The organism is Spirochaetales bacterium, assembly GCA_016930085.1.
Classification (GTDB): domain Bacteria; phylum Spirochaetota; class Spirochaetia; order SZUA-6; family JAFGRV01; genus JAFGHO01.
This window is the reverse complement of record JAFGHO010000020.1, coordinates 40,259-57,121: the sequence shown is the minus strand read 5'-3', so window position 1 is coordinate 57,121 and position 16,863 is coordinate 40,259. Positions and strand designations below refer to the sequence as shown.

Sequence of the window (16,863 nt, the reverse complement as noted above, 5' to 3'; positions counted from 1 at the left end):
GCACGCGTCGATGCAGTTTCCGCACGAGATGCATGAGGTCTCCAGTAGCGGTTTTTCCATTGAAGGGGTCACAACCGCCTTGAAACCCCTGTAAACGAACCCGAGGGCGGCAACGCCGAGAATCTCCGAACAGGTTCTCACGCACCTGCCGCAATTGATGCATTTGTTCGGATCGAGTGATATGAAGGGATGCAGTGAATCGGTTCTGAATTTTCTCACCTCACCCCTGTATTGTTCGATATCCACACCGAGTCTGTCCGCGAGTAATCTGAGTTCACATTCAAAAGTCGAATCGCACCCGCACTGAAGGCACCGTGACGCCTCCCCGATCGCTTCATCTCTTAAAAGCCCTTTCTCCACTTCTTCGAAATTTTTAATCCGTTCTTTCGCATCGGTTTCCCGAAGCGAACAACGCTTTTTTTTATCGAGGTGGGAATATTCGTTTTCACTCACCGTATCGAGGCGATGTTTCAGGCTGTAGAACGGACTTTTTTCCCCTTCCGCTTTTCCGGACTTCAGGTAACGGTCTATCGATTCGGCCGCTTGACGGCCTTGCGCGACGGCATTCACCGCAGTCAGGGGGCCGGTCACCGCATCCCCGCCCGCGAACACCCCGGGCCTCGATGTTTCGAGGGTTTCCTTTTTCACGCTGATGGTTCCTCGGGGTTCCAGGGAACATCCCGAGCCGGTATTGATCCCCCCGGCATCGACCCCCTGGCCGATTGCGCTGATCAGGTAATCGCATTGGAGAAAAAACTCCGAGCCGGCGACAGGTACCGGCGACGGACGTTTCCCGTCTTCCGCTTTTTCGAGTTTCATTTTCGTACATTCGATTCCCCGTAATTGGTTGCCATTTTCCATAATTTTCACGGGATTGGTGAGAAAATGGAATTCGACCCCCTCTTTCTCCGCCGCTTCGACTTCGAGATGGTGGGCGGGCATCTCTGCCACCGAACGCCGGTAAACGAGTTTTACCGCTTCCGCGCCGCACCGAAGGGCCGTCCGTGCCGCGTCGATCGCCGTGTTTCCGCCCCCGACAACGGCAACGATGCCGCCGAACCGCGGGATACCTTCACACTGGACATCCCTGAGAAAGTCGATGCCCGGAATAATCCCGGAAACACAATCCTCTTTATCAAGCCTCAGCCTGGCGGGTTTCCAGGCACCGACTGCGATATAGACCGCATCGAAACCGTCGTTCAAAAGACCGTCGAGCGTTTTCCCTTTCCCGATTTCGCTTCCCGTCTCGACATCGATACCTAGCCCGATTATCTCCCCTATTTCCCGGTCGAGAATTTTTTTCGGGAGACGGTATTCGGGAATACCGTAACGCAGCATCCCCCCAAGCATTGGCATCATATCGAATATCGTTACCTTGTACCCCCTGAGGGTAAGGTAATACGCGCATGACAATCCCGACGGCCCGCCCCCGATGACGGCCACCTTTTTACCGTTCGGTTTCTCGGGAACAGGCGTCCACGGATCTTCGGCGTCCGTATCCGCCGCATAACGTTTGAGGGGATTGATCGCGACCGCCTCGTCCACCAGGTTTCTCCTGCACGCGATTTCACATTCATGCGGACACACCCTCCCGCAGACAAGCGGAAGGGGATTGCTTTTCTTGATGACCTTGATCGCTTCCCTGACGTTTCCATTGCTTAAAAAGGTGATATATTCCTGGATGTCGATACCTGCCGGACATCTGTCTTTACACGGCCCGATACAATCGGCATAATGATTCGAGAGGAGAAGAGCCAGCGCCGCCTTACGCGCTTCCCGCACTTTTCCATTGTTAGTTGTTATTATCATGTTGTCCGAGACCGGGGTGGAACATGAAGGCAGCAGTCTGCCTACCCCCTCGACTTCGACGACGCAGAGAAAACACGAGCCGTAAGGGGCAAGCCTGTCGTCGTGACAGAGTGTGGGTATATCGTCGATATTGTGTTCTCTCACGACCTGAAGTATCGTTTTATCGTCTGTCGTTGGTATTTTTTTTCCGTTTATCGTTACTGTTACCGATTTCATCAATAAACCTTTCTAAGCTATATTTTGATCACCGCATGAAAGCGGCATGCGTCATAACACAATTCACATTTAATGCATTTGTCCGGATCAATCGTGTGCGGTTTCTTTTTTTCTCCCGCTATGGCGCCCGATGGACACCGTTTTACACAGAGGGTACAGCCCGTACATTTTTCCGGGTCGATCCTGTAGGTAATCAGGTGCGGACAGCTGTGCGCCGGACACCTCTTTTCCTTGATATGGGCGATATACTCGTCCCTGAAATACCGGAGTGTGGTGAGGACGGGATTCGGCGCGGTCTGACCAAGACCGCAAAGGCTGCTCCGCTTTATCGTTTGCGCCAGGTCTTCGAGGATATCGAGGTCCTCCTCTTTGCCGTCCCCGGAGGTTATCCTTTCCAGAATCTCGAGCATCCGCTTTGTTCCGATTCTGCAAAAGGTGCATTTTCCGCACGATTCGTTCTGGGTAAAGGTGAGAAAATATCTTGCCACATCGACCATGCAGGTCGTTTCATCAAGCACGATCATACCTCCCGAACCCATGATTGCGCCGGTTTTTGTAATTTCGTCGTAATCGATTCTGAGTTCGCCCATCGAGGCCGGTATGCACCCGCCCGACGGACCGCCCATTTGCACCGCCTTGAAAGCCTTGCCGTCCCTTATTCCGCCGCCGATATCAAAGACGATCTCGTTGATCGTGATACCCATCGGGACTTCGACGAGTCCGCTTCGTTTGATTTTTCCGGCCAGAGCGAAGACCTTTGTTCCCTTGCTTTTTTCCGATCCCAGACGGGAAAAAGCTTCCGCCCCATTGACAACGATCCACGGGACATTCGCGTATGTTTCCACATTATTGATGTTTGTCGGTTTACCGAAAAGCCCGCTTTGTGCGGGAAATGGCGGCCTGAGCCGGGGAACCCCCCGTTTCCCTTCGATCGAAGCAATGAGTGCCGTCTCCTCGCCGCAGACAAACGCCCCCGCTCCTTCCTTGATGACGATATCGAGATTCATCGGAGAACCGAGGATTCGGGACCCGAGATAGCCCCTGGCCCCGCACTCACCAATGGCACGGCGAAGGCGTTCGATCGCCCTTGGGTATTCGGCACGGACATAAATGTAGCCTTTCTCGGCACCGATCGCAAAAGCGGCGATCATCATCCCTTCGAGTACCGAATGGGGATCGCTTTCGAGAACGCTTCTGTCCATAAAGGCACCGGGGTCCCCCTCGTCGGCATTACAGATAATATACTTTTTATCGCCTTCGGCCTGACGAGCGAACCGCCACTTCAGTCCAGTCGGGAAACCGCCCCCCCCCCTCCCCCTCAGTCCGGAGTCAAGTATTGTTCCGATAACCTCCTCAGGACTCAATGACGACAATACCATCCGGATCGCATTGTACCCGCCGCGTGCGGTATATTCGTCGATGTTACCGGGATCGATATCGCCGCAGTTCCTGAGGACGATACGTTTCTGTTTCCTGAAAAAATCCGTTTGTTCTCCGGAATCCGGACCCCGGACGATCCATTCGGATACCGGCTTGTTTTCGATGATGTGTTCGGCGACAATACGTTTTACCTTTTCCGGCGTCACACTCCCGTAAAGGTACCGGGAACCGTTCTCGATAATCTCTACCAGCACCTCCTCATAACACATACCCATGCACCCCGTTTCCCTGAGTGAGACCGGGAGATTTTTTTCCGATACCTGTTGTTTGAATTCATTGAAAACCGCCGTACCCCCGGCGGATATGCCGCACGTCGCGAGTCCGACTTTAATCTCTTTCATTTTTTTCACTCCTCTATGGCGCCTTCCCTGTAGTTTTTCAGAATCTTCCGCACAGTCTCCACCGTCAGACTTCCGTATGTCCGGTCCCCTATCATCATCGCCGGTGACAACGAACAACAACCTAAACACGCGACTGATTGAAGTGAAAAAAACCCGTCCGGGTCCGTTTCACCAATGTTTATTCCCAGTTCGCTGTGAATGGCCTTGACGATTTTCTTCGCGCCGTTGACATGACAGGCGGTCCCTTCACAGACCTTGATGAGGTATTTCCCCAGGGGCCGTAACCTGAATTGGGTGTAAAAGGTAATCACCCCGTATATGTCGGCTGCGGGAATGCCGACAAGTTCGCTGATATAGTAAATCGCGTCTTCCGGAATGTAGCCGTAAGATTCCTGTGCGGACTGTAAAAGGGGGATCAATGAACTGCTTTCATTCGTTTTTCTGAGTAAATCGATTTTAAACCGATGTATTCCCTTCTCTTCCCGTAAAACACTTTCATTTTTCAGTCCCATATTCCATTCCTTTCCGGTTACATTTCCATGAGATTGACCACCGGAAGTTCCTTGATTCGGAGTATCCCGTCGATCGTAAGAATTCTCGAGTTCACCATTCTGTCGATGTCATTGTAATCGCCGCCAGTGACAAGTAATACCAGGTCATAGCCTCCGGTTGTGCAGTCACAATACACAATACGGTCGTTCAGCCTGAGAACCGGGTAAATCGTATCGAGTTTTTCATGTTCCAGTTCGACGAGAAGATATGAACACACGCGGTGTTTCCTGTCGCGTGTCTGCCCGAACGACTCCTGTTCCGCGGCAAGAGCTTTCTCCGCATTCAGGAGGATTTCTTGCGTTGCGTAATCCAACACGGGAACGGTAACCCCCAGATACTCGATTGTCTCCACCCCGTCGAGGGTGCGTATCCGGGTCTCGACCGTTTTCTCGAGTTCGCGGGGGGTCGCCGCCTGCAGCAGGAGAAAAATATCGTATTCACCCCTCGTCGCATCGCAATAGAGAACATTCTCCCGATTGAACAGGTCCTGGTAGAGTGTGATAATGTCGCAGCCCGAATTCGCCTTTATGAGAACGTACGCGGAACAGACAGGCTGAGGTTTTACGGCTTCCCGAACGGGAGGTACTTCCTTTTTGATGTCGAGTTCGAAAATTTTTTCACATTCCTCGGAAAGTGCGTCGGCGGTAAAGGGTTTCTCCATAAAGGCGTTGATATTGAGTGTGGAGATTTCCTCGGAGTTCACCATCTCCCCGTATGCGGTAATAACGATGACCGGGATATTCGGGTACTTGAATTTGATAATTTTCACGAGTTTGATGCCGTCGATATCGGGCAACCTGATATCGGCGATAATGATATCGGGAGGAATATTGTTCCGGATGTAGGTCTCCAGTTTCTTTAGTGCCATCAATCCGTTTTCACAGGGTATGGGGGTAAAGCCGTGCTGCATAAGCCCCAATGAAAGGGTTGTCCTCAATGACGCTTCGTCATCGACCAGTAAAATATTTCTCTGCATTGTTGGCTCTCCTTTCTTTTCATGTATAAAAGCAAATAGTGTGCCAGGCCGATGTTCCGGAAAAGGCACCACATTTGTTCTTTCGGGGTTGCTCTTATCTTTTTTTTTATATTCGCGGGGTGGTATAAAAATTCTGAACAATAACCGTAAAAATATTTAACAGTGCGGGTTAAAAAAATATACAGGTTCTTCTCCTCGAGAAGCAGGAATTGCCTTATTGCAACATCCGTTATAACGGTATATATTATTGATAACGATAAAAGAACATACGGGTTCTATCTCGATGCGGGAGCGGCTGCCGTTCCGTATTACGTTCGGCCCGATTGACGGCACATGACGGACACTCACGGCGGCCATATGCCTGCAGCAGGAGGCCGACATGAAAAAAATCCTTTTTTTTCTCACCGTATGGTTTCTGTCCGTTACCCCCCTCTTTACCGAAGGCCGGAAGGAAGCGGCCGAATACGAAGTGCTTCGCGAGCGGATGGTACGAACCCAGATCATGGCGCGAAATATAACCGATCCCGGTGTGCTTCAGGCAATGAAAACGATTCCCCGCCACCTCTTCATGCCTGAAGGTGTCCGGCATCTCGCCTACGGCGACCATCCCGTCGGCATCGGAGAAGGCCAGACGATATCCCAGCCGTATGTCGTCGCACTCATGACCGAATCGCTCGGGCTCGAAGGAGACGAACGGGTCCTCGAGATAGGGACGGGTTCAGGTTACCAGGCCTCGATCCTCGCCTTTATCGTCGAAGAGGTCTATTCGATCGAAATCAAGGAAACCCTTTACAAAAAATCGACCGAAACAATCGGGGCCGTGGGGATTACGAACGTGAGAACGATGTTTGCGGACGGATATTTCGGATGGAAGGAACACGCGCCGTATGACGCCATCATGATTACCGCCGCAGTGAATCATATTCCGGCCCCGCTTCTCGATCAACTCAAAGACGGGGGAAAGATGATTCTTCCGCTGGGGAACCCTTACAGTTTTCAAACCCTTGTTCTTGTGACGAAAGATGGAGAGGATTATAGTATCGAAGAAATCTGCGGGGTAGCCTTTGTTCCCATGACGGGAAAGGCGATTGAATGATGAATAATCACGGTACCGGACGCCGCTATACCCGCCATGAACAAGACAGACGATGCTTTTAGCCGCCGTTTTTTTGCTTTCTCTTTCATCCCTCTCGTTTGAAGTACTGCTTGCGCGGTTTTTCTCGATTTCTCAATGGAACAACCTCTCCTTTATGGTCATCAGCATTGCCCTTATGGGATTTGCGGCAAGCGGTATTTTTCTCAATCTCGTCTCGTTTCGACGTCCCGGTTTTGAACACGGCTTTGCGGAAAAAAAATGGATTCGCCGGTTTGTCCTTCTTTTTTTTCTTTCGGCATCCGGATCGTACCTGGCGGCGAACGCGATACCGCTGGATTATTTCAGACTCCCCTTTGATCCCTTCGAGACGGTGCGGCTTATTCTAACCTTTCTCCTCCTCTCGTTCCCCTTCTTCTTCGCCGGACTCCTCACCGCACTCGCCTATGTCTGCAATCCCGAACGGCCGGGGTTCGTCTATTTCCTCTCCATGCTCGGTTCAATGTGCGGCGCCATTCTTCCGGTTTTTCTTCTCCCTCTTTTCGGACCGGGCGGCTGTATCGTCATATCGGCATTTATCCCCGTGCTTCTTCTTTTTTATACCGATATGAAACCCCTTCCTGCCGTCCTTAAGTTTTCGGCCTGCTTCGTGGTTCTGGTTTTTTTACTCACGTGGGACGGCGGTGGTTTGACCGAGGCCGCCCCGTCCGCCTACAAGACCCTCCCCCAGCTTCTAAAACAACCCGGAACGCGTGTTGTCGAAACGCACCACTCGATCCGCGGCAGGATCGATGTGGTGGAGTCACCGTCGATTCGCTTCGCACCCGGACTCAGCCTCAAATACGGCCTCCCCATGCCCGGACAACGCGTCGTCATCAGGGACGCAGACGAAAAACTCGTCCTCTACGATATCGATCCGGACGACCCGCCGGATCTACCCGCATACACGCTTCCATTCTGCGGTTATACCCTGCACCGGAAGCCGGAGAACATCCTCGTCATACAGCGCGGAGGCGGGATAGGCCTGCTTTCCGCGTTACGTTCGCGGGCTTCCCGTATCACGGTTGTAGAGGAACATCCATGGATTGCCGCCTATGTTGACGATTTCTACAAATCCGGCCGCATCAGGGTGGCGGGTGAAAGCTGCCGGGTGCACCTTGCACGTGTAAAAGAAACCTATGATATCATACAGGTCGAAGACTGGGGAACATCGATTCCCGCCATGGCGAGTTTGAACGAGCAATACCTTCTTACCGTCGAGGCCTTCACGCAGTACATCGATCATCTCGAGCCCGATGGTATTCTTGTCGTTGCCAGAAAACTTCTCATTCCGCCGTCGGATTCCCTCCGGGTCGCGGCAACGGCATACGAAGCCCTCGAACGCGAGGGTATCGCCTCGCCCCTGAAACACATAATCCTGCTTAAATCGTGGGATATCTATGCGCTTTTCCTTTCCCCTTCTCCTTTTTCCGAAGAGAGAATCGGCCGCATGAAAGCATTTTGCGATTCGATGAACTTCGACGTCCTCTTTTACGACGGCATGGATCCCGCCGAAGCGGACCGGTACGTTAAATCGGCCGCACGGGCCCACACCATAACGTTACACAACCTGCTTGGCGGTAAAAAGGCGATGGCCTGCTTTTTCGGCAACTATTACCTCTCCGTATCTCCCTCAACGGACAATAAGCCCTTTCAAAGCAATTTTATCAGGTGGGACAGAATCTTCGATCTGTACGATAGCACCGGCGAACGTTCCTACGCCATTTTGCTTTCCGGCGAACTGATCGTCTGGGTTGTGTTCTTCACCGCACTCTTTATCGGTTTTTTTCTTCTCGTTCTCCCGGTCGTCATTGTCCCGAAAAAAAGATATGCATACAGGCCCCTCCCGCTTCTGTATTTTCTGGGTGTCGGTGCGGGATTTATGTTTATCGAAATGGCCTTTATAAAGACATATACGTTTCTGACAGGGGAGTCCGTCCTTGCATTCAGTTTTGTTCTTTGTCTTGTACTGGTTTTTTCCGGTATCGGCGGATTTCTTTCCTCCCGTGTCGAGCGGAAAACCCTCCGTCTTCTGCTTGTCGTGCTTATCGGCATTGTTTTGATTCTGTTCGTCCTCATAAACCATATAAACCGTTTTATAATCGGTCTTCACCCGTTTTTCAGGTATTGCTGCATGGGAGTTCTCATCCTTCCGGTCTCGATATTCATGGGCGTACCTTTCCCCGTCGGCATGCGGCTTATCACCGACCATCCCATGGGCAGGGTATACGGCTGGGCCGCAAACGGAAGCGCTTCGGTTCTCTCTTCGATCATTGCCGTTCCCACGGCCATGGGTGCCGGTATCGACACCCTCTTTATCTGTGCCGGAATCGCCTACGGCATAACCCTGTTTGCCTTTGTGATGACGGACATCAAAAAAAAGCCGGTATGACCCGATACATTAAAAATGTTACGCTTCCTTTTTCCCTGATTTATACATGATTTCGAGGCTTCGCTTCATTCCTTCGAGATTGCTGATAATCGAGTGTGCTTCGGTAAGCCGTTGCGCCATGACCGTAAGCATCTGGACCGCGAATTTTGGATTCTTCTGGATTTTTTCAAGCAGGTTCTCCCGCTTGATCACGATTACTTCCGTATCTTCCGCCGCCTCGACCGAAGCGGTTCGCGGGAAACCGAGAAGCAGCCGTATTTCTCCGAAAAAATCATTACGCTCCAGGGTGGAAAGATAGATTTTTTCCGCATTTACCGTTTTGAACACATTGACTTTGCCTTCCAGAATAACGTACATTTCCTGACCCGGCGAGCCTTCCTTGCAGATAAGCTCGCCTTTTTTGAATTTCTTTTTTTCCATATACCGGCACCTCCGCCTCTCAGTATTATACGTCATTGAGGTTGGAAAACAACCTCAATTGCCTGTTTTCTTTGACATGAGATAACTCCGGAAAAAAGCCTCCTTTTTCTTCAACATAACATAAGGCGCCTCATACGCTTCTTCCAGATTCTTTATCGAGAAGACTTCTTTCGTCGGACCGAACTTCATTATTCCGCTTTTAAAAAAAAGCAGCATATAATCCGAATACTTTTCCGTTATATCGAGTTCGTGCACCGAATAATAGACACTGATTCCTTCCTTTTTGGCATACGAAGTAATAAAATCCATTGTCCGCACTTTCTGATAGTTTTCCATGGCAAAAATCGGTTCATCCATCATAATGATACGTGAACCGTAAAGAAGACTGAACGCCAAAATCGTACGCTGCAATTCGCCCTTGCTTACTTCCTGTGTCTTTTTGTTCAGCACATGTTCGAGTTCGAATACATCGACAAGGCTTTTTATTATCGTTTCGTCTTTTCCTTCGATAAACCCATTGTGAAAGACAAACGAAAAAAGGTCCCCGATTACCTCTTCGGTTTCGAACTCCATGTTCTGGTAAATAAACGAAACATAACGGTGCCGTTCCCTCTCTTCCTTAAGGGTTCGGGAATCCCGGCCGCACACCATGACCCTGCCCTGCTGCGGCAGTAAAACCGCACCCGCAAGAAGCAGGAGGGTGGATTTCCCCGTTCCGTTCTGCCCGACCAGAGAAATGACACCACGGGGAAATGCGTGAGAGAAATTACCGAAAACCGGGCGTTCCGTTTCCGGATATGAAAAGGTAATATTCTCAAAAACAATATCTTCCATAGTTATGTATCCTGCTTCGTCATAGTCAAGGAAAATGCGGCAATCCCGTTCTCTCCTGCCGTATACCCCGTTATTCCATTCACGGCCCGGTCTCCTCATGCCGATGAAAAAAACCTGTCGTGAGTTACAAGTATATGGTATTGGACGGCGGAAAGCAAGCACCCCAACCGCCATTTACCATAGACACTTTACGTGATTCTGTCTACAACGGCAACAAAATGTAAACAAAAAAGAAAAAGATCAATATTATACGGAACCATCCAGTCTACAAAAACGCAATATCCGGATACATTTGGTTAAGAAAGGAGTGTATGTTTTATGAACAAAGATGAAATGTATGACGCACTAAAAAAACAATTCGATGAATTGAACAACGCGGTAAACGAGGTCCAGTCCAGGGTTTCGTCTGCGGCGAAAAATGCCGGAAACATGGCCGGCGGAGGACTTGAAAAACTCAAGGAAAAGCGGGATGCCGCCGCTGAAAAGCTCGAAGAAATAAAGAAGGCGGGGGCCTCGACATGGGAAACACTGAAAGCGGGGACGGAGGCCGGCATTAAATCCCTGCAGGAGGAACTGAAAAAAGCCACATCGGCTTTGGATTCGAAATATTTTCATTCGGACGATTCAGACAAAAAATAATATTATCGTCGTTGTGCGAATGCCTCCGTTATGTATGCAGCACCCAGCGCTTTAAAAGACCGGGGCGCTCTGACGCAGGCAGGACGCCCCGGTGAAGGGGGACGTTCCGTTATCAAAGGACAAGAACCGGATCAGACTATCGCAAGATTATTATGTAAAAACAATACACCCTGGGTAAAATAGACGATGCTTTCGGCCTTTTCATAAGCCGATAGATGCGGAACCGTCCCGGTCAGGGTAACGATACCGTCCGCCACCTTGACATCAATCGTCGCGGGATCGATTAATGAGTTTCGCGTGAATGCCTGTACGATATTGTTTGCCACCATTTCATCGATAGCGTCTTCATTCGGAACAATCGAAATCTTGTTATCGACGTCAATGACTCCGAATACTGAGCCCGCCAGCCGGGCGGCTTTGATCTTCTTCCAGTATGAGTTGACATTCCCTTCAAGTGTCGCTTTGCCCCCCGTCACCGAAACCTTTATCTTGCCGGCGTCAATGTCCGAATTCCACCTGAGCATATTGGTTATTATTGTCTCCATTTCACTGTCGGAGGGAAGGGTGATACTGTCGGGGAATTTGACGGTAATATAATTTCTCACATGTTTCAGCCCCGCCACTTCTTTCGCGTCCTCCTCTACTGCGGTCAGCGCGGAAAAAGACGTGACATTCCCTTCCAGAACGACATCATTGTCATCGACAACCACTTTGATATCGGATGAGTCGACCCTCGAATCCCAATAAAGATGATCGACGATATCCTTTTTTATTTTTTCTTTTGTTCTCGACACAAAACAACTCCTTTTAAAAAATATCAATCCAAATCAAAAAATCCATTCATCTTCCGGCGAACCCGCATAAATTATCCGGATAATTTATAAAAATCATATGCCTGAAAGAAATACATGCCTCCCCACACAAAAGAGGCGACCCCGATGATCCACGCGACCGCATACACCCCCGTTCCGGGAAACAACATCAGCGCGACGGCAAACAGCACCGATATGATACCGACCGCAATCATTGTCACGGAATACCTGATTTCTTTCCGATACTGAATGAATATCATTATCTCCATCACCCCCGTATAGAGAAACCATATCGCGATTAAATAAAGAAACACGATTGATGTTATACGGGGAATCAACAATGTAACGATACCCAGGGCAAAGCCCGCAAAACCTTTGACGACCGGCAGCCATATCATCTTTCCCTTTCTGGAATATTGATACATGACGATTATCTGAATGATGCTTGCCAGAATCAGGTAAAAGGCAAATGCAAAAATAATTGCAATGAATGAGATCCCCGGTAAAAAGAGAAACAGAATACCCATAATCGTCACCAGCATACCGCTTGCAAGATTGGACCGGAATAAATGCCTGTATAATATATTCATGTTTCCTCCTTTATAAATTTATTGTAAGAACATTTCGAGCTCGGTAAAATGGGAACTTTCTTTATTTTATTGATCTGTTTCCGTGTTGAATGGACGGGGTACATCGGGGCCGGAGGATTGTAGTACCGGTCCCCGGGAAATGGAATCCTATGTCCTGAACACCCAGTATTTGAAACCGATATAATTGACCGGAACACTGTAGCAGTAGGCCATGAGTTTTCCCCAGAGCACATCGATCGAGAGGATATCTTCGGCCACATGAAGGATTAAAAGTGTCCCTCCAAGGGCGAATGCATTGACAATGATAAACTTCAGTGCTTCCGACAGACGGTAGTGATGTTTTTTCCCGAATGTCCAGATTTTGTTGAGAAAATAGCTGTTGATGAGTCCGCAAACATATCCTGAGGGTTCGGCTATGAATTTATCGAGTCCGATCAGTTTGTTCAACAGCGTAAAGACCAAAAAGGTGATAGCCGTGTTGATAATCCCGACGGCATTGAACTTGACGAACTGGACGATACCTTTTCCGTATTTTTCGATAACGGCCGCTATTCCGCCCGTCGGCCCTTCCGCTTTATCACTCATACGGCACCGACCGCTTTCATGCCCAAATATAATATCCCCCCGAGAATCCAGAGAATGAAGACGCTTTTCCCGAGAAGTACCCCCGCCCTGACCAGTCTGTCATCCGGATAGTGTTTCTTCTCATTATTCCCCGCAATCCACGGGTAAAGCCCTACGGGGAAAATAACCACACTCGCAAGCCCGGCCGCAAAAAGCGGTATACGATTCGGACTCAATACCGGCATTTTCTTTCCCACTTTTTTTACCCCGTCAGCTTCACCCCTGTCGCCCGTTTCCGGCAGACTCACAAATTTCGCTTTTCTGTCTGTAGCTCGTGCATTTCGAATGTAAACATCGACCCCCACCTTGACCATATACGCGATGATGAGGAGGTTGGCGATCGAGGTGATCACCATGACCGGATGCTTCAGGGGTTCCATTGGATAATAGGGATCCACCCTGGAAAGATAATGGACGATAAAGACATCGAGAATATGGTAGACGTTTACGTATACCGATATCGAGAGGGCGGCAAAGAGAAAGAGAAAGCGCCTGTCCCTTGAATACACATAGGTCATGAGTGAAAAGAGAATCGTCGCATAAAGATAGCGTTCGTGCATGCCGGGGATGAACATGAAAATGACGCTCATGATGAGGCAGCTGACATAAAAATTCTTCGATTTATCCTTTGACCAGAAGTAGACGAAAATCGTAAACACCAGAAAGAGGTACCCCGCGATAATCCCGAACCAGTCTGCGGAAATAGCGATAAACGGAAGCGGCCGGTTCGATTTCACCCAGTTCGCGCCGATCATGGAAAAAAAGTTATAGGCGTTGACCGATGCGTAGGGATACCCCGTGAGGGTGCCGTACAGCTGGACGAAAATCCATTCAAAGGGAAGTTTGATGCCGAAAGGAAGCGTGAAAAGAAAGAACGCCCCCAGTCCGGCCCCCACGGTGACGATACCCGTTTTTACGCTTCTTTTTTCGATCAGGGCATATATTCCGGCAAACATCACAAAGGCGGTCTGTATCTTTATGAGCAGGGCGATGCCCAGGATGACTGCGGCAAGCCAGTATTTATTGTCGAGAATGAAAATCACCACGAGGAGAGCCAGAAGTGTGTAGATGGCGTCGGCCTGGCCCCAGATCGACGCATTGATGACGATAGCCGGATTGAATGCGTAGAGGATGGAGAGCGCCACCGCAGCTGTTTCATTGAGGCGGCGACGGGCAAGGATATAGATAAGATAACAGCAGATCATGTCCGATATGATGTTCGGGAGTTTTATAAGAAGCGTATACAACTGGCTTCCGGCATGAAACAGGTGCTGTAAAAAGGCGAGGAGGGCAAGGATCATCACGTAGACGGGGGGATAGTCGCACCAGTAATCCGCCCTTCCATTGACACTCAATACCGAGCCGTTTCGTTCAACGATAAAACGCTTGTTGTTTACGTTATCCTTTATCGCCCATTCCATCCCTGCACTGTTCGTCGTGACCGCCACATCATCCGACAGGGGATGGCCGTGCTTTTCGAAGGCCGTTTTGAGTTTTTCGGGCACGGTTCCGGCATCGAGACCGGCGCGGCCCGTATCATCGACGTCGAACAGGTGCAGGTTGTTATGATAGGCGCTGAAATAATCATAATAGTCGGGCCAGGGCTTCGCGGCCGCGTGGTTTCCCCATCCCTTGAAGCATGAAAGGTCACCTTCCTGTCCTTCTATCGCGTAACCTATAATGACCCTGAGAAGCAATGCGGCGACCATAAGTACGATAAAAAACACGACCAGTTTCGTTTTCTTTTCGGAAAGACGCAGCCTGTCTTCCCTGATAAAAAAGTAGTAGACCGGGATAAAAAGCAGAATAAACAGGATTGAAAAAAGGACGATCCAGAAGAGGGCGTTTGTTTTCTTGCGCGCTTCCTGAACGCTCAAGGGGATGTGCTCTTGTTGTTGTGCGGCTTTGTAATCGGCATAAAGGTTGAATACCTCCACACCCATCGGCGTGCCTTTAACGGCATGAATGGCCACATCGTCGAAGTAAACCCGGCCGATACTTTCCTCACCATAGTTTCCCACCCGGCATGCCAGAACGATTTGGTTTTGGTACGGGCCCGTACGGCCGAAAAACACCGCCTCCTCCCATTTACCGCCGGTATCGCGGAAGGGACCAGACGATGCGTATACACCGTTTCCCATGACGGAAAGATGTCCGCCATGGTGGCCGGGAGGAACACCCTGCGCTTTTATCCGGCATGAAAACCGATAAACGGTATTGGGACGGACACCGATGTCCTGGATAATCCGTGCGTCTGCTGCGGTTATATTTTCGACGACCACACAGTGGCTTCCCGAGTAGGCCCCCTCATCGTCAATAAAAATGTTTACCGTCCGGTGGTTGATATCGTAGACATCCTTCATCCACCTCAGAGGGAGCGTCACCCCGCCCTCTTCGAAGTTTCCGTTCTCAACAAGATTGACGGACTCGTCTACGACCACACCCCCGCAGCCCGCAAACAAGACGGATATGGCAATCAGAAAGAATACCGCTTTCATTTTCATCGTTGGATCAATGCCTCCCCCCGGACGTCATTTGTTAATGTAAATCACGCTTCTCATATTATCGAAAAGGATTTTTCACCGGGATTATAGTACACAATAATATTCGTTTCGAAAAAATTCAATATAAATTTATCAACTTTCGCAATGCCCGCACGGATGATTCCGGAAAACGGAAACGATGACAAGGTCATATTTCGGCCGTCCGGGAACTCCGATTTTTTTCCATTTTCATCTTGATACTTTTCACGAAGATGGCTATTTTTCATACATGGGCGGCCGGGTGCGAAAACATCCACACGAAGGTAAGAGAGGAGGCTTTCATGAAGTTGTACTCAAAACGTCAGCTCGTTTTTTATTCCGTCATCAGTTCACTTCTGACCGTATCACTTGCCGGCATTTTCTTTCTTATCGCCATGCCGGGAGGGGCAAACCGGCACACTCCCGGCGCCGCTTATCAGGACGAAAAAACATCATCATCACACGACGAATATTATAATAATGATGCAACACCGGTATTATATGATTCATTGTCGGCCTCTGAAACGGACGATCTGCTTTCCGAATCGGAGCATGAAAATATCGACGTATACAGGCGTTTGAATCATGCTGTGGTCAATATCACGACCATCATCTACAGCTACAACTGGTTTCTGGAACCAGTTCCGCAGGAAGGCGGCTCGGGGTCCGGTTCGATCATCGACCAGGAAGGACGGGTCCTCACCAATTACCATGTCGTCGAAGACGCCGACAGCCTGAGTATAACACTGGCGGACGGTTCAGAATATACCGGAACCGTTCTTGGTGTCGATCCCGAAAACGACCTCGCGGTCCTGAAATTCGATCCGGGCGGCAAGAAACTGACGACGATCCCTTTCGGGGAATCGGATAATCTTGCCGTCGGTCAAAAGGTCCTCGCTATCGGAAATCCTTTCGGACTCCAGCGAACGATGACCGAGGGTATCATTTCCGCTTTGGGAAGGCCGCTGAAAACGGATTCTGGACTGATTATCAAGGAAACGATTCAAACGGATGCATCCATAAATCCCGGTAACTCGGGGGGGCCGCTACTCAATTCACACGGCAAGATGATAGGGGTGAATACGATGATCGTCTCACCTTCCGGGGGTTCGGTGGGTATCGGTTTCGCCGTTCCCGTTGATACGGCACGGCGCGTTATTCCCGATCTCATTACCTACGGCAAGGTTAAAAGGGGTTGGATTGAAATCGTTCCGGTACAGCTTTTCCCCACACTGGTCCGATACGCGGGATACAAAATCGATCACGGCATCCTGGTATCTCAGACAATCAAGGGCGGGAATGCGGAAAAGGCGGGGATAAAAGGCGGAACCACACCGGTACGTTACGGCAGAAGCATTATCTATCTCGGCGGCGACATTATCGTTGACATAGACGGCATGTCGGTAAAGGACCTTACCGATCTCTACAGCGCCCTCGAAGACAACAAGCCGGGTGAAAGCGTGCCGGTAACGGTATTGCGCGGCGCTTCATATAAATCATTTTCCATTATATTATCGGAACGGCCGAAAAAATACAGCTGGTAGTCTGACAATATCCGTAAAAA

Annotated in this window: 14 protein-coding genes; 4 read left to right on the top strand and 10 right to left on the bottom strand. The window is 49.8% G+C overall.

Translation table 11 applies throughout. The features are described from left to right. From JW881_03810 to JW881_03795, 4 genes are all read right to left on the bottom strand, one after another. The coding region (locus JW881_03810) for an FAD-dependent oxidoreductase (protein ID MBN1696620.1) at window positions 1-2,025 on the bottom strand (2,025 nt) is incomplete at its 3' end. 17 nt (window positions 2,026-2,042) lie between these two features. Then, window positions 2,043-3,806: an NADH-quinone oxidoreductase subunit NuoF gene (gene nuoF, locus JW881_03805; protein MBN1696619.1), complete on the bottom strand. Its 1,764-nt coding sequence runs from the start codon at window positions 3,804-3,806 to the stop codon at window positions 2,043-2,045. Window positions 3,807-3,811: 5 nt separating this feature from the next. Continuing rightward, the gene (gene nuoE / locus JW881_03800; protein MBN1696618.1) at window positions 3,812-4,318 is read right to left on the bottom strand and encodes an NADH-quinone oxidoreductase subunit NuoE; all 507 of its coding nucleotides are present in this window, start codon (window positions 4,316-4,318) and stop codon (window positions 3,812-3,814) included. A gap of 17 nt (window positions 4,319-4,335) precedes the next feature. Further along, window positions 4,336-5,334 carry a response regulator gene (locus JW881_03795; protein ID MBN1696617.1) on the bottom strand — a complete coding sequence of 333 codons (999 nt, stop codon included), beginning with the start codon at window positions 5,332-5,334 and terminating at the stop codon, window positions 4,336-4,338. A 379-nt stretch (window positions 5,335-5,713) separates the two neighbouring features. On the opposite strand from JW881_03795, the gene JW881_03790 reads away from it, so the two are divergent. Continuing rightward, a complete protein-coding gene (locus JW881_03790) occupies window positions 5,714-6,430 on the top strand; it encodes a protein-L-isoaspartate(D-aspartate) O-methyltransferase (GenBank protein MBN1696616.1) in 717 nt (238 codons plus the stop codon). Window positions 6,431-6,482: 52 nt separating this feature from the next. Next, a complete protein-coding gene (locus JW881_03785; protein MBN1696615.1) occupies window positions 6,483-8,858 on the top strand; it encodes a hypothetical protein in 2,376 nt (791 codons plus the stop codon). Window positions 8,859-8,876: 18 nt separating this feature from the next. Here the strand turns inward: JW881_03785 and JW881_03780 are convergent, their stop codons facing one another. Together JW881_03780 and JW881_03775 are read right to left on the bottom strand one after the other, a co-directional pair. Further along, window positions 8,877-9,278 (bottom strand): cyclic nucleotide-binding domain-containing protein, encoded by a 402-nt coding sequence (locus tag JW881_03780; GenBank protein MBN1696614.1) that lies wholly within the window; start codon window positions 9,276-9,278, stop codon window positions 8,877-8,879. Window positions 9,279-9,332: 54 nt separating this feature from the next. Next, entirely contained in the window at window positions 9,333-10,112 is a 780-nt protein-coding gene (locus JW881_03775) for an ABC transporter ATP-binding protein (GenBank protein ID MBN1696613.1), read from the bottom strand. Window positions 10,113-10,430: 318 nt separating this feature from the next. Between JW881_03775 and JW881_03770 the strand changes: the two genes are divergently transcribed. After that, entirely contained in the window at window positions 10,431-10,751 is a 321-nt protein-coding gene (locus JW881_03770; protein ID MBN1696612.1) for a hypothetical protein, read from the top strand. 131 nt (window positions 10,752-10,882) lie between these two features. On the opposite strand, the gene JW881_03765 is transcribed toward JW881_03770, so the two are convergent. The 4 genes from JW881_03765 to JW881_03750 form a co-directional block, all read right to left on the bottom strand. Beyond that, a complete protein-coding gene (locus JW881_03765) occupies window positions 10,883-11,545 on the bottom strand; it encodes a BON domain-containing protein (protein MBN1696611.1) in 663 nt (220 codons plus the stop codon). 71 nt (window positions 11,546-11,616) lie between these two features. Next, entirely contained in the window at window positions 11,617-12,153 is a 537-nt protein-coding gene (locus JW881_03760) for a DUF308 domain-containing protein (GenBank protein MBN1696610.1), read from the bottom strand. 147 nt (window positions 12,154-12,300) lie between these two features. After that, entirely contained in the window at window positions 12,301-12,738 is a 438-nt protein-coding gene (locus tag JW881_03755) for a GtrA family protein (GenBank protein ID MBN1696609.1), read from the bottom strand. Next, a complete protein-coding gene (locus JW881_03750; protein MBN1696608.1) occupies window positions 12,735-15,281 on the bottom strand; it encodes a glycosyltransferase family 39 protein in 2,547 nt (848 codons plus the stop codon). The genes JW881_03755 and JW881_03750 overlap by 4 nt, the downstream gene beginning before the upstream one ends. 320 nt (window positions 15,282-15,601) lie before the next feature. Here JW881_03750 and JW881_03745 point away from each other — a divergent pair, with 320 nt between their 5' ends. Continuing rightward, complete coding sequence (locus JW881_03745) at window positions 15,602-16,843, top strand: trypsin-like peptidase domain-containing protein (GenBank protein ID MBN1696607.1); 1,242 nt, start codon at window positions 15,602-15,604, stop codon at window positions 16,841-16,843. The last annotated feature ends 20 nt before the right edge of the window (window positions 16,844-16,863 follow it).

What these genes read in the sequence shown, in the direction of transcription:
- nuoE (MBN1696618.1), bottom strand. Translation starts at nt 4,318, where the DNA reads ATGGGACTGAAAAATGAAAGTGTTTTACGGGAAGAGAAGGGAATACAT.
- JW881_03755 (MBN1696609.1), bottom strand. Translation starts at nt 12,738, where the DNA reads ATGAGTGATAAAGCGGAAGGGCCGACGGGCGGAATAGCGGCCGTTATC.
- JW881_03785 (MBN1696615.1), top strand. Translation starts at nt 6,483, where the DNA reads ATGCTTTTAGCCGCCGTTTTTTTGCTTTCTCTTTCATCCCTCTCGTTT.
- JW881_03760 (MBN1696610.1), bottom strand. Translation starts at nt 12,153, where the DNA reads ATGAATATATTATACAGGCATTTATTCCGGTCCAATCTTGCAAGCGGT.
- nuoF (MBN1696619.1), bottom strand. Translation starts at nt 3,806, where the DNA reads ATGAAAGAGATTAAAGTCGGACTCGCGACGTGCGGCATATCCGCCGGG.
- JW881_03775 (MBN1696613.1), bottom strand. Translation starts at nt 10,112, where the DNA reads ATGGAAGATATTGTTTTTGAGAATATTACCTTTTCATATCCGGAAACG.
- JW881_03780 (MBN1696614.1), bottom strand. Translation starts at nt 9,278, where the DNA reads ATGGAAAAAAAGAAATTCAAAAAAGGCGAGCTTATCTGCAAGGAAGGC.
- JW881_03770 (MBN1696612.1), top strand. Translation starts at nt 10,431, where the DNA reads ATGAACAAAGATGAAATGTATGACGCACTAAAAAAACAATTCGATGAA.
- JW881_03795 (MBN1696617.1), bottom strand. Translation starts at nt 5,334, where the DNA reads ATGCAGAGAAATATTTTACTGGTCGATGACGAAGCGTCATTGAGGACA.
- JW881_03790 (MBN1696616.1), top strand. Translation starts at nt 5,714, where the DNA reads ATGAAAAAAATCCTTTTTTTTCTCACCGTATGGTTTCTGTCCGTTACC.
- JW881_03750 (MBN1696608.1), bottom strand. Translation starts at nt 15,281, where the DNA reads ATGAAAATGAAAGCGGTATTCTTTCTGATTGCCATATCCGTCTTGTTT.
- JW881_03745 (MBN1696607.1), top strand. Translation starts at nt 15,602, where the DNA reads ATGAAGTTGTACTCAAAACGTCAGCTCGTTTTTTATTCCGTCATCAGT.